Source organism: Agrobacterium vitis (assembly GCF_013337045.2).
Lineage (GTDB): Bacteria > Pseudomonadota > Alphaproteobacteria > Rhizobiales > Rhizobiaceae > Allorhizobium > Allorhizobium vitis_B.
Genome location: NZ_CP118259.1, coordinates 806,687 through 818,913, shown reverse-complemented (window position 1 = coordinate 818,913; position 12,227 = coordinate 806,687). Strand labels below are relative to the sequence as shown.

The window sequence follows — 12,227 nt, the reverse complement described above, 5'->3', positions numbered from 1 at the left end:
ATGATTTCGACGCTCCGGCAGAAGCCCGCTTCGCTCTTCCTTCTCCTGGGCCTCTATTTTCTCGTACAGGTGCTGGTGCGGCTGGCCCTGCCCGCGTCGCTGGAACTGGACGAAGGCCAGCAGCTCTATTATGCGCAATGGCTTTCAATTGGTTATGACAGCCAGCCGCCGTTCTACAACTGGATCCAGTATGGTGTGGTGGAGCTGCTTGGCCCCAACCGACTGGCGCTGGCACTGTTGAAAAACCTGATGTTGTTTGCCAGCTATGCGCTAATCGCGCTGGCCGCAGCACAGGTGCTGAAAAGCCGTGATCTCGTCATCATCGCCTGCCTCAGCCTGTTGACCATGCCGCAGATCAGCTTTGAGGCACAGCGAGACCTGACCCATACCGTCGCGCTGATTTTCTGCACCGCGCTGTTGTTGTTCGGGGTGTTGCGGACCCTGAAATCGCCCAGCATCTGGAGCTACGCCCTGACCGGGGCTGCGATCGGCTGTGGGTTTATTTCCAAATATAACTTCGTTCTGCTGGTCAGCGCCGCTTTCCTCGCCATCCTGGCGGAGCCGAAGTTTCGCCGGCGTGTACTGGACTGGCGCATCCTGCTGACGGCTGGGGTGGCACTGGCCATCGTGCTGCCGCATGCCCTGTGGTTTTTCCAGCATATGCAGGAAGCGACCCGCAATACGCTGGGTAAAATGACCGATGACAATATTACCAGCCTGCCACAGCAGATCCTCAAGGGGCTGACATCACTCAGCACTGCGGTTCTGGCCAGCGCCGCCCCCACTATGGCGCTGCTGCTGATCCCTTTTGCCCGCACCCTGCCCTTCCCTCACCTGCCGCGTCCAGCCGCCTCCGTTTTGTCCGCCAGCAATGAATGGACCCGGCTGCTGGGCCGGATGATGCTGCTGGTGGTCGCCGTTCTGGCGCTGATGGTAATTTTCGGCGGCGTCAGCGCCATCAAGGACCGCTGGCTTGCGCCCTGTTTCCTGATGCTGCCGCTCTATCTTTGCCTGAAAGTCGAGGCAGCAGGCTTAGGCGAAGAGGGACAGTTGCGCCGCTTTATGGTCGTCGCGCTTGCTATCATGGTGATGGTGCCGGTGATCCTCTATGGCCGCGTGGTCGGTGCTGGCATTATCGGCCATTACCAGAAGCAGAATGTACCCTATGGCCAGGCCGTTGCCACGGCGCTGGCCTCTGCGCCAAGCCTTCCGGCGCTGGTGCTGACCAGCGATCAGCAGATGGCCGGCAACATCCGCCTGCATGCGCCGGATATTGCCGTTACCGTTCCGCCGACAAGCGGCGTGTCTGCACCGGCGCGTTTCGATGCGCAGCATCCGCTGCTGGTGATCTGGCGTAATTTCGGCAGGCCCAATCCGGAAATGCCGAAGGCCATGAAGGATTGGATCGCCACCTATCCCGGTCTACAGGCCCAATCGGTCGGCGAAATCGCCCTGCCCTTCCTGCATGGACGGCCGCACTCGCTTTATTCCTTCGGCTACGCCCTCTATTATTCCACCACACCCTGAAATTTCGCAGGCCCTGAAATTTCGATTTGAAAAAATTCACATTGCCACTTGATAGATTTTATCTACGATATATCTTAGACCTATAAAAACTTATCGGAGATACACAATGCGATTTTCTCATTCACACCAAGACCAAGGGGGAAATGGTGGCAGGCATGGCCGCAGAGGAGGAGACAGGATCGGTCATCCGCTTGCCGACTTGATGCACGCGATGCGCGGCGGCCCCTTTGGACATAAAGGGCCGGACGGCAGGCATGGGCGCGGGCGCGATGGCGAACGTCGCCGGATGTTTGAGACCGGCGAATTGCGGCTGGTGCTATTGAAGCTGATTTCAGAACTGCCGCGCCATGGCTATGACCTGATCCGCGAGATTGAGCGGCTATCGGGCGGCGCCTATGCGCCCAGCCCCGGCGTGATCTATCCGACCATGACCCTGTTGCTGGATATGGGTCTGGCCGAGGAACAGCAGACCGAGGGCACCCGCAAATTGCTGGGCATTACCGAAGCTGGAAAAATCCACCTCGACGACAATGCCGAAGCGGTAGAGATTGCCATCGCCCGGCTGACCGCCCTTGCCAAATTGACCGAGCGCACCGATGCCGGGCCGGTGCGCCGGGCAATCCATAATCTGCGAGCCGTGATCCATGACCGACTCGCCCAGGACGACGTATCGCGTGAGACACAATTGGACGTCGCCCGCATTCTCGATGAAGCAGCCAGCAAGATTGAAAGGCTTTGATCATGACCAAAACCATTGCCACCGTCCCCACAGAACACGGCTGGAAATATGTCCAGCAGCTCTGCAAGCACTGGAGCCATAAACTGGAGGTCGATCTCGGCGACCAAGAAGGTACCGTCAAATTCGACAACGCCATCGCCGTGATGACCTGCGACGAGGCAGGACTGACTGTCACCATCGAGGCAGAAAACGACGACCTGCTGGAGCGCTTCAAAGGTGTGGTCTCCAGCCATCTCGATCGCTTCGCCTTCCGCGAAGCGCCTCTGCCCTTTGATTGGAAACCTGCCTGATACCAAGGTCATTGAAAATGACTTGGTATTCCCTTTGCAAATATCTCAAGCCGTGCAAGCATTTGAGATATTTGCAATGCCTTCAAGACGAGGATGCGTGAGCATCTTCGAGACTTGGCAAGAAAGTGACCTATTCGCGATAATTGTCGCGCAGCCAGTCCAGCGCCTTGCCCAAAACCTCCACCGCCTGATCGACCTCGGCGCGGGAAATAATAAACGGCGGCGAAAACAGCATGCGGTCGCCGGTGGCGCGAACAATCACGCCATTGGCAACGCACTGATTGCGCATTTGCGCGCCAACATCGTCAGGCTTGGCGAAACGACGGCGCGACGCTTTGTCCGCCGTCAGTTGCACTGCGCCGATCAAGCCCAAGCTGACCACCTCGCCCACCATCTGATGATCGGCAAGCGAAGCCAGCGCCGTGGCGAAATACGGGCCGATATCGTCGCGCACCCTCTCCACCAGTTTTTCATCTTCGAGGATACGGATGTTTTCCAATGCCGCCGCCGCGCAGACCGGATGGCCTGAATAGGTATAACCGTGATTGAAATCGCCGACCTCATTGATCAGCACCTCAGCCACCCGGTCCGAGACCAGCACGCCACCGACCGGCAGGTAGCCTGACGATAGGCCCTTGGCAATCGGAGCCAGATCCGGTTCGAAACCGAAATGCTGATAGCCGAACCAACTGCCCAACCGGCCAAAGCCGCAGATCACTTCGTCCGATACCAGCAGAACGTCATAGTGCTTGCAGATCCGGACGATCTCCGGCCAATAGGTTTGCGGTGGAATGATCACGCCGCCCGCTCCTTGCACGGGTTCGGCCACGAAGGCCGCAACGTTTTCGGCACCCAGTTCAAGGATTTTTGCTTCCAGCTCCTGCGCCGCTTGCAGGCCGAACGCGTCAGGCGAAAGCGTGCCGCCCTCGCCATACCAATAGGGCTGATTGATATGGTGAATGCCCTCAATCGGTAGGTTGCCCTGTTCATGCATGTATTTCATGCCGCCCAGCGAAGCGCCCGCCACGGTCGAGCCGTGATAGCCATTCTTGCGGGCAATCACCTGGGTCTTGGTGGGATGACCGAGTGCCTTCCAATAGACCCGCGCCAGGCGAAACCATGTATCGGTGGCCTCGGAGCCTGAATTGGTGAAGAACACATGGTTCATATGCGGTCCGGCCAGGCTAGTAACCTTCTGGGCCAGCAGCGTCGCTGGTGGCGTGGTGGAGCCGAAAAACGTGTTGTAATAGGGTAGTTCCTGCATTTGCGCATAGGCCGCATCGGCAATCGACTTGCGGCCATAGCCGACATTGACGCACCATAGCCCGCCAAACGCATCGAGATATTTCTTGCCCGTCGCATCCCAGATATGGACGCCTTCGGCGCGCTCAATAATGCGGACACCCGCTTCATTCAGCTTTTTGGTGTCATTGAACGGGTGCAGATGATGGGCGGCATCGATAGCGGCAAGATTGGAAAGGGCGGCGGGTTTCTCGTTCATGGCAGGCATCCTCAGGCGGCGGTGTCGCATTGAAAGGCGGCAATTTATCCGCTACGACCATGACGATATGCCCCAGCTTTGGCAAGAACCGCCAAGGGCTGGCAGACCTCTTTCGAAAGCCCGCCATGACCCAGATCGACGCCGCCACCAGCACCGCTCCCGACCCGCAGGCCCGGATCGAAATCCTGCTGGTGGGCATGAATGGCGACCTGCGCGGCAAGATGATCCCGCTCAGTGCTGAGGATAAAGTCTGGAAAAACAGCGTCCGCCTGCCCGCTTCCACTCAGTCACTGGATATCTGGGGCGATGACAATGACGACCTGACCGGTATTTCGCTGACCTTGGGCGATCCCGATGGCCTGTGCATTCCCGACAAGCGTTCGCTTAGCTCCATGCCTTGGGCGCCATCAGGCTCCAAACAGGTGCTGGCCACCATGCACACGCTAGAAGGAAAGCCGCATTTCGTCTGCCCGCGCGCCATTTTGGCCCGGGTGCTGGAGCGGTTTTCGGCCTTGGGCCTGACGCCTGTCGTAGCAACCGAGCTGGAATTTTACGTGATGGAGGATGATTGGCGCGAAACCGGACGGCCGATGCCGCCGAAAGCGCTGACCTATCGCGGCGAGCCGAACGGCTTTCAGCTGTATGACATGCGGGCAACCGGAGCAATGGAGGATTATCTCGCCACCGTGCGCGCCTATGCCGATGCCATGGGCCTGCCCGCCGATGCAACGACGGCAGAATTCGGCCCCGGCCAGTTCGAGGTCAATCTTCTGCACCGGCCCGATGCCATGGCGGCAGCGGATGACTGCATCTACCTGAAGCGCATCGCCGAATTTGCCGCCCGCCGCCATGGGCTGAAATCCACCTGCATGGCCAAGCCCTATGGCGATCAGGCAGGCTCCGGCCTGCATGTGCATGTCAGCATCATCGATGCTGAGGGCCGCAATATTCTCGATGCCAAGGGCGGCGAACCGGTCAAGCTGAAATCGGTAACGGCGGGCCTGTTGCAGACCATGCGGGAAGCACAGCTGATTTTTGCGCCCTTTGCCAATTCCTATCGCCGTTTCCAGCCCGGCTCCTTTGCGCCCGACCGGATCGACTGGGGTTTTGGCCATCGCGGCACCGCGATTCGTATTCCGGATAAAGATGGCCCGGCAGCACGGATCGAGCATCGGGTGGCAGGCGCTGACGCCAATCCGCATCTGCTGCTCGCCGCCATTCTCGGCGGCATGTTGAAGGGATTGGAGGCCGATCTCGATCCCGGCCGAGTCACCACGCCGGATGCGCCAGCCACCAGCCCGGACCTGTTGACCCACGACTTTCTGACCGCCGTCGATGCCTTCCGCACGTCTGATTTCATCGCCGATATTTTTGGTCGCCAATATCGCCAGCTCTATGGCGACACCAAGCGCAAGGAAGCGATCACCTATCTGCGCACCGTGTCGGATTTCGATTACCGGACCTATCTACCGCGCCTGTAAAAGGCGCGCCCCGTCCTCTTTGGACCTCGCGTCAGCAGAATCGCTCAGCGAAATGTGATCCCACTGAGATCGCAATCCCTATAATAAAATACTAAAATACTGCTAACACACAGAATGGAGCACCAACTTCCCCCTAAAATCGTGGGGAGGCCGGGCCAGACTGTGGAAAACATTTTGCCTTTTGAGCACAAAGTGCCTCTGGTCAGAAACCGACAATGTTTTTTTGAAGGCAGGGCTTGTTTTTTGGGCAATTTTACCATTTGGTCAACAACCGAACGAATTCCCCACGGGCGCGGAGACAACAAGAATGACCCAGATGAAAATCAGATTGGCAACGGCAGTGCTGGCAGGTTCCCTGCTGTTTGGTGCAAGCAGTGCATTGGCGGAAGCGGTGCTGAACCGCGGCAATGCAGGCGAACCGAAATCGCTCGATCCGGCGCATATCTCGATCGACATCGAAGGCTTCGTCATTCACGACATGTTCGAAGGCCTGACGACGCATGACGCAAATGGCAAGATCGTGCCTGGCGCCGCCGAAAGCTGGAAAGTCTCCGACGACGGCACTGTTTACACCTTTAAGATCCGCGATAATGCCAAATGGTCGGATGGTTCGCCAGTAACCGCGGAAGACTTCCAGTTTGCCATGCGCCGCCTGGAAGACCCAAAGACCGCCGCCGAATATGCCAACCTGCTCTATCCGATCAAGAATGCGGAAGCCGTCAACACAGGCAAGGCGCCGGTCGATCAGCTTGGCATTAAGGTCATTGATGCCAAGACACTGGAAATCACTCTGGAGCGCTCAACGCCCTATTTCCTGCAACTGATGGCTCATTATACCGCCCTGCCGATCAGCAAGGCCAATTACGAAAAATTCGGTGATCAATTCGTCAAGCCAGGCAATATGGTCAATAACGGCGCATTCAAGCTGGAATCGCATGTCCCGAACGACAAGCTGGTTGTCGCCAAGAACGATCAGTATTGGGATGCCAAGAATGTCAAACTCGACAAGGTGGTATTCTACCCGATCGAGGACGACGCCGCTGCTGTTCGCCGCTATGAAGCAGGCGAACTTGATGTCGTCTACAATTTCTCCGCTGACCAGCTGAAGCGGTTACGCACTGCCTATAACAGCCAGGTCCATGTCGATCCGGGCCTGTCCACCTATTATTACACCTTCGACATGCGCCAAGAGCCGATGAGCGACGTTCGCGTCCGCAAGGCCCTGTCCATGGCCGTCGACCGCGACTTCCTGTCGAGCGAAATCTATTCCGGCGCGCAATTGCCGCTCTATTCCATGGTCCCTCCGGGCATGGAAGGCTATGAAAAGCCGGCCACGCCCGATTTTGCCTCGCTGTCGCAGATCGACCGCGAAGACAAGGCCGTGGAACTGATGAAGGAGGCCGGTTACGGCCAGGGTGGCAAGCCGCTCAACCTCGAAATCCGCTATAACACCAATACCAACCACGAGCGCGTGGCGACCGCCATTGCCGATATGTGGAAAACCACGTTCGGTGCCAAGGTATCGCTCGTCAATCTCGATGTGGCCTCGCACTATTCCTACCTGAAGGAAGGCGGCAAATACAGCGTCGCCCGTGCTGGCTGGGGAGCCGATTATGCCGACCCGGAAAACTTCCTGGCGCTGACGATCAGCACCAACACGACCTTCAACTACAGCCACTGGAACAATCCGGAATTCGACGCTCTGATGAAAAAGTCCTATGACGAAAAGGACCAGAAAGTGCGGATGGACCTGATGCATAAGGCTGAACAGATCCTGGTGGATCAGCAGCCAGTGGCTCCGCTGATGAACACAGCCAATCTGTGGCTGGTATCCAGCAAAGTTTCCGGTTGGGGCGACAATGCCGTCAACGAGCACTATTCCAAGTATCTCAGCGTATCCAAGTAACGTCGAACAGGAGAATGACGCGCGATGGGCCAATCCGGTCCGTCGCGCGTCGGCTATTTGACCATGATCAATTTCGTCCTGCGCCGACTGATGAGCGCCGTGCCAACGGTATTCGTCGTCATCACCATTTCCTTCTTCCTGATGCGCTTTGCGCCGGGCGGACCGTTCGACCTCGAGCGCCCGTTGCCGCCTGACATCATGGCCAACCTGATGAAGACCTATCAGTTGGATCAACCGATCTGGCAGCAATATCTCGCCTATATCGGCAATGCCTTGCGCGGTGATTTCGGTCCAAGCTTCATCTACAAGGACAATACGGTTGCCCAGTTGATTGCCCAGGCCCTGCCCTATTCGGTTCAGCTTGGCGCCACCGCCCTGCTGATCGCGCTGATCGGCGGCGTCATTCTTGGCACTATCGCCGCGCTAAGACAGAATGGCCTGATCGATTTCGTGGTGATGACCTTCGCGACAGTGGGCGTCACCATACCAAATTTCGTCATGGGACCGGTGCTGACACTGGTTTTTGCCCTGATGCTGTCCCTTCTGCCAGCTGGCGGATGGGGTGATGGCTCACCCTATTATCTGGCCCTGCCAATCACCGTTCTCGCCCTGCCGCAGATCGCCATCATCGCACGGCTGACGCGCGGCTCTATGATCGAGGCTTTGCATACCGACCATATCCGTACGGCCCGCGCCTATGGCCTGCCGTCGCGCACCATCGTCATCACCCATGCCTTGCGTGGTGCCATGCTGCCGGTTGTGTCCTATCTGGCGCCAGCGGCAGCGGCCCTCTTGACCGGTTCGGCTGTGGTCGAGAGCATTTTCACCATTCCGGGCGTCGGCCGCTTCTTCGTCATCGGTGCGCTGAACCGGGACTATCCCTTGGTCATGGCCACCGTGGTTCTCGTTGCGGTATTCGTGATCGTTTTCAACCTGATCGTCGACATCGCCTACGGCCTGCTCGACCCGAGGGTTCGCCATGACTGATATTTCCATTACCTCTCCGGCGGTCGAAGGCCGTAGCCTTGGCCAGTTGGCTCTCTTGCGCTTTCGCCGCAACAGAGCGGCCATGGGCGGCTGCTTCGTTTTGCTGCTGATCACGCTCTTTGCTTTCGCAGGCCCGCTTTTCGTGCCGCATACCTACGATCAGGTATTTCCCTCCTATGTCTCGGTACCGCCGAGCCTCAAGCCCTTCCCGGACCCGGCCACACTTCAACAGGTTGCCGAAGGTGCAGCCAATCGAGCGCGACTGAAGATCAGTGCATTTGCCGTGGAAAACGGCAGCTTCACTGCCACGATCACGTCCGACAAGCCGATCGATCCACGCACTGTGCGCTATTTCGACCGGGTCAACGAGTTCAAGGAAACGCGGGTCGCCCAGACCACCCCAGACCAGCTCAGCATGGTATTGACCGGTCGCGTATCTCAGGAATATTTTCCGTTCGGAACCGATAGCAATGGCCGCGATCTTCTGGTGCGTGTCATGCTGGGCGGTCAGATTTCAATTGCGGTCGGCCTTGCAGCCAGTCTCGTGTCGCTCGGCATTGGCGTGATCTACGGGGCCACCTCCGGCTATCTCGGCGGGCGGATCGACAATGTGATGATGCGCATCGTCGAAATCCTCTATTCGCTGCCCTTCGTATTCCTGGTCGTGGTCATGGTGGTGTTTTTCGGTCGCTCCATCTGGCTGATCTTCATCGTCATTGGCGCGGTGCAATGGCTGGAAATGGCCCGGATCGTCCGCGGCCAGACCCTGTCCTTGAAGCGGCGCGAATTCGTCGGCGCGGCGGAAGCACTGGGTCTGAACGACTGGCAGATCATCTGCCGTCATATCATTCCCAATACGATCGGCCCTGTCATCGTCTTCGTCACTGTCGTGGTGCCGCAGGTGATTCTGACCGAAAGCTTCCTCTCTTTCCTCGGGCTTGGCGTGCAGGCGCCGCTGGCCAGTTGGGGAACGTTGATTTCCGAAGGGGCGAAAAACATGCAGAACGCGCCGTGGCTGCTGATCTTCCCCGCCTTTTTCTTTGTGCTGACCCTGTTTTCGCTCAATTTCGTGGGCGACGGGCTGCGCGATGCGCTTGATCCCAAGGACCGATAAGCATGGACAAGACCGAAAACCAGACGGTGCTGACCGTCAAGGACCTGAAGGTCACATTCACCACGCCCGATGGCGAGGTGAATGCCGTCAAGGGCATTTCCTTCGACGTCAAGAAAGGTGAGACGCTGGCCATCGTCGGTGAATCCGGCTCCGGCAAAAGCCAGACGATGATGGGCATCATGGGGCTTCTGGCCTCCAACGGCCAAGTCGCCGGCTCGGCCCGCTACGGTGAAACCGAACTCGCCGGCGCCAGTATCTCGACGCTGAACGACGTGCGCGGCTCCAAGATCACCATGATCTTTCAGGAGCCGATGACCTCGCTCGATCCGCTTTACACGGTTGGCAAGCAGATTTCAGAGCCGTTGATTTTTCACCGCCGCATGAGCCGGTCGAAGGCGCGCGCCCGCGTGCTGGAACTGCTGAAGCTGGTCGGCATCCCGGAACCGGAACGGCGGATCGACAGCTATCCGCATGAATTGTCCGGTGGCCAGCGCCAGCGCGTGATGATCGCCATGGCGCTCGCCAACGAGCCGGACCTGCTGATTGCCGACGAGCCAACCACGGCACTGGACGTGACGATCCAGGCGCAGATCCTCGATCTTCTCGCCGATCTGCAAAAACGCTTCGGCATGGCCATCGTGTTGATCACCCACGATCTCGGCGTGGTCCGCCACGTCGCTGACCGCGTAGCGGTGATGCGGCGCGGCGAGATTGTCGAACAGGGCAGCCGCGACGATATTTTCGAGCGTCCCCAGGCCGATTACACCAAAATGCTGCTGGCCGCCGAACCATCAGGCTCCAAGGTGGCGCCCCCCTCCGATGCGCCTGTCATTCTCGAAGGCCGCAATGTCGTGGTGGACTTCAACATCAGTTCCGGCATCCTGTTCAAGGGCAATCGAAAGTTTCGGGCCGTCGATCATGTCAATCTGACACTCCGAAAGGGCCAGACCATTGGCATTGTTGGCGAATCTGGTTCTGGGAAATCAACGTTGGGGCGGGCGCTGCTGAAGCTGCTTTCCGCCGATGGCCGGTTCAGCTTCGAAACAACAGATATTTCCGGTCTCGACCGCGCCGGGATGCGACCCTTCCGCCGTCAATTGCAGCTGGTGTTCCAGGACCCCTACGGCTCGCTCTCGCCACGCCAGACGGTTGGCGAGATCATCACCGAAGGGCTTTACGTGCATGAGCCTAATCTCAGCAAGGCGGAGCGCGACAAGCGCGCCATTGCCGCCTTGAAGGAAGTTGGCCTCGATCCGGCCTCGCGCAACCGCTATCCGCACGAGTTTTCCGGCGGCCAGCGTCAGCGCATCGCCATCGCCCGCTCGATGATCCTCAAGCCGAAAGTGGTGATCCTCGATGAGCCGACCTCGGCCCTGGACCGTTCCGTGCAGCGGCAGGTGATCGAGTTGCTACGCGACCTGCAGCAGAAACATGATCTGTCCTACGTGTTCATCAGCCATGACCTTTCGGTGATCAAGGCGATTTCCGACCATGTGATCGTGATGAAGAACGGCAAAATTGTAGAGGAAGGGCCGACGGAAGACATTTTCGAAAGCCCCGCCGAGGACTATACCAAGGCCTTGATTGCGGCTGCGTTTACGCATTAAAGCTTTAGCGCATCGGACCGAAAGTTAAGAACCGGTTTTCGGATAAATCCGATGCGCAAACAAAAACTCAGAGCATCGTGCTGGTTCCGATTTTCTGTACGATGCTCTAGGGAAAGTGTGACAGTTTAAACGCCCGGCTCAGCCGGGCGTTTCTATGATGTGCGCTATACCTGAAGGGCTGGTGCCAAGACCTTCAGTTCCCCGGGATGAATTCTGATCTCTACATCGCGAGGCATGTGCAGCAGTTCTCCATCGATCACGCAGGCGACGCCGTGACGGTGTTTTGGGAAATGCAGCTTGACGATTTGTGAGGTGGCCGATGTGACAGCCTGGTTTTCCGTGAGTTTGCCGCGCAGAATATCAATCGCCAATCCCGCCAATCCGACCGAATCGAGTGGGGCTGCAAGATAAATCCCGAGTTGCCCGGTGGTTATATCATCGGCATAAAATAACGGATTGGTCCCAACCGGGTTGTTGCAAACCGAAACGGCGGACACTTCCTTGCTATCCTGGCGTCCATCAGCGTCGATATCGAAAACGACGTCGAAGCGAGGCGGATTGAACATCACGCTGATCGCTGCGCTGGTGCTGGCCCGCATTTTGCCAAAGCGCGAGGCATAATCCATCCGGTTGCGCAGGCGGACCATTCGGGCATGCAGGCCCGCAGAAAACTGGTGGACATAGGGCTGACCATTGGCAGTGGCAATATCAACGGATTGGACCTCCGCAGAGGCCAGCACCTCCAGAACCTGCCAGATATCGAGCGGCAGTTTCAGCGAGCGTGCAAACAGGTTCATAGTCCCGGCGGGTACGACGCCGAGCGGCAGACCGGCTTTCCAGGCAATGCCGGCGGCCGTCGATATGGTCCCGTCGCCGCCACCGGCGATCAGCGCGTCATACCCCTGCTTTGCAGCCGCCTCGAGGGTCTTGACGATATCACGACCATCAACAGCCATGGTTTCGATCTCATGACCGGCATCGCGGAAGATTTGCTCGGCGCGTGCGCAATAGGCATCCATGTCGGTGGTGCGAAAGGTCCCGCCCTCCCGGTTGAAAACGGCCTTGATTTTCATTC

At 58.2% G+C, this 12,227-nt stretch carries 10 protein-coding genes; 8 read left to right on the top strand and 2 right to left on the bottom strand.

The annotated features are described in order from the left end of the window. The 3 genes from G6L01_RS03755 (at position 1) to G6L01_RS03745 (ending at position 2,556) form a co-directional block, all read left to right on the top strand. Positions 1-1,527, top strand: coding sequence for a glycosyltransferase family 39 protein (locus G6L01_RS03755; RefSeq protein ID WP_070167449.1), 1,527 nt, complete (start codon positions 1-3; stop codon positions 1,525-1,527). 106 nt (positions 1,528-1,633) lie between these two features. Further along, positions 1,634-2,266 carry a PadR family transcriptional regulator gene (locus G6L01_RS03750; RefSeq protein ID WP_070167450.1) on the top strand — a complete coding sequence of 211 codons (633 nt, stop codon included), beginning with the start codon at positions 1,634-1,636 and terminating at the stop codon, positions 2,264-2,266. A 2-nt stretch (positions 2,267-2,268) separates the two neighbouring features. Continuing rightward, on the top strand, positions 2,269-2,556 hold the full coding sequence (locus G6L01_RS03745; RefSeq protein WP_070167451.1) for a DUF2218 domain-containing protein: 288 nt from the start codon (positions 2,269-2,271) through the stop codon (positions 2,554-2,556). Between the two features lie 130 nt (positions 2,557-2,686). Here the strand turns inward: G6L01_RS03745 and G6L01_RS03740 are convergent, their stop codons facing one another. Beyond that, the gene (locus G6L01_RS03740; RefSeq protein WP_070167452.1) at positions 2,687-4,057 is read right to left on the bottom strand and encodes an aspartate aminotransferase family protein; all 1,371 of its coding nucleotides are present in this window, start codon (positions 4,055-4,057) and stop codon (positions 2,687-2,689) included. Between the two features lie 125 nt (positions 4,058-4,182). Between G6L01_RS03740 and G6L01_RS03735 the strand changes: the two genes are divergently transcribed. The 5 genes from G6L01_RS03735 (at position 4,183) to G6L01_RS03715 (ending at position 11,152) form a co-directional block, all read left to right on the top strand. Beyond that, entirely contained in the window at positions 4,183-5,538 is a 1,356-nt protein-coding gene (locus G6L01_RS03735) for a glutamine synthetase family protein (RefSeq protein ID WP_070167479.1), read from the top strand. 307 nt (positions 5,539-5,845) lie between these two features. Next, a complete protein-coding gene (locus G6L01_RS03730) occupies positions 5,846-7,444 on the top strand; it encodes a peptide ABC transporter substrate-binding protein (RefSeq protein ID WP_070167453.1) in 1,599 nt (532 codons plus the stop codon). Positions 7,445-7,507: 63 nt separating this feature from the next. Continuing rightward, positions 7,508-8,431 (top strand): oligopeptide ABC transporter permease OppB, encoded by a 924-nt coding sequence (oppB, locus tag G6L01_RS03725; protein WP_070167480.1) that lies wholly within the window; start codon positions 7,508-7,510, stop codon positions 8,429-8,431. Further along, positions 8,424-9,545 (top strand): ABC transporter permease, encoded by a 1,122-nt coding sequence (locus tag G6L01_RS03720; RefSeq protein ID WP_070167454.1) that lies wholly within the window; start codon positions 8,424-8,426, stop codon positions 9,543-9,545. The genes oppB and G6L01_RS03720 overlap by 8 nt, the downstream gene beginning before the upstream one ends. 2 nt (positions 9,546-9,547) lie before the next feature. Continuing rightward, positions 9,548-11,152: an ABC transporter ATP-binding protein gene (locus G6L01_RS03715; protein WP_070167455.1), complete on the top strand. Its 1,605-nt coding sequence runs from the start codon at positions 9,548-9,550 to the stop codon at positions 11,150-11,152. A gap of 164 nt (positions 11,153-11,316) precedes the next feature. Here G6L01_RS03715 and G6L01_RS03710 read toward each other — a convergent pair whose 3' ends face one another. Then, positions 11,317-12,225 carry a diacylglycerol/lipid kinase family protein gene (locus G6L01_RS03710; protein WP_070167456.1) on the bottom strand — a complete coding sequence of 303 codons (909 nt, stop codon included), beginning with the start codon at positions 12,223-12,225 and terminating at the stop codon, positions 11,317-11,319. Positions 12,226-12,227: the final 2 nt, after the last annotated feature.

Coding starts and splice junctions, on each gene's coding strand:
- G6L01_RS03745 (WP_070167451.1), top strand. CDS start 2,269: ATGACCAAAACCATTGCCACCGTCCCCACAGAACACGGCTGGAAATAT.
- G6L01_RS03740 (WP_070167452.1), bottom strand. CDS start 4,057: ATGAACGAGAAACCCGCCGCCCTTTCCAATCTTGCCGCTATCGATGCC.
- G6L01_RS03715 (WP_070167455.1), top strand. CDS start 9,548: ATGGACAAGACCGAAAACCAGACGGTGCTGACCGTCAAGGACCTGAAG.
- G6L01_RS03730 (WP_070167453.1), top strand. CDS start 5,846: ATGACCCAGATGAAAATCAGATTGGCAACGGCAGTGCTGGCAGGTTCC.
- G6L01_RS03710 (WP_070167456.1), bottom strand. CDS start 12,225: ATGAAAATCAAGGCCGTTTTCAACCGGGAGGGCGGGACCTTTCGCACC.
- oppB (WP_070167480.1), top strand. CDS start 7,508: ATGATCAATTTCGTCCTGCGCCGACTGATGAGCGCCGTGCCAACGGTA.
- G6L01_RS03750 (WP_070167450.1), top strand. CDS start 1,634: ATGCGATTTTCTCATTCACACCAAGACCAAGGGGGAAATGGTGGCAGG.
- G6L01_RS03735 (WP_070167479.1), top strand. CDS start 4,183: ATGACCCAGATCGACGCCGCCACCAGCACCGCTCCCGACCCGCAGGCC.
- G6L01_RS03755 (WP_070167449.1), top strand. CDS start 1: ATGATTTCGACGCTCCGGCAGAAGCCCGCTTCGCTCTTCCTTCTCCTG.
- G6L01_RS03720 (WP_070167454.1), top strand. CDS start 8,424: ATGACTGATATTTCCATTACCTCTCCGGCGGTCGAAGGCCGTAGCCTT.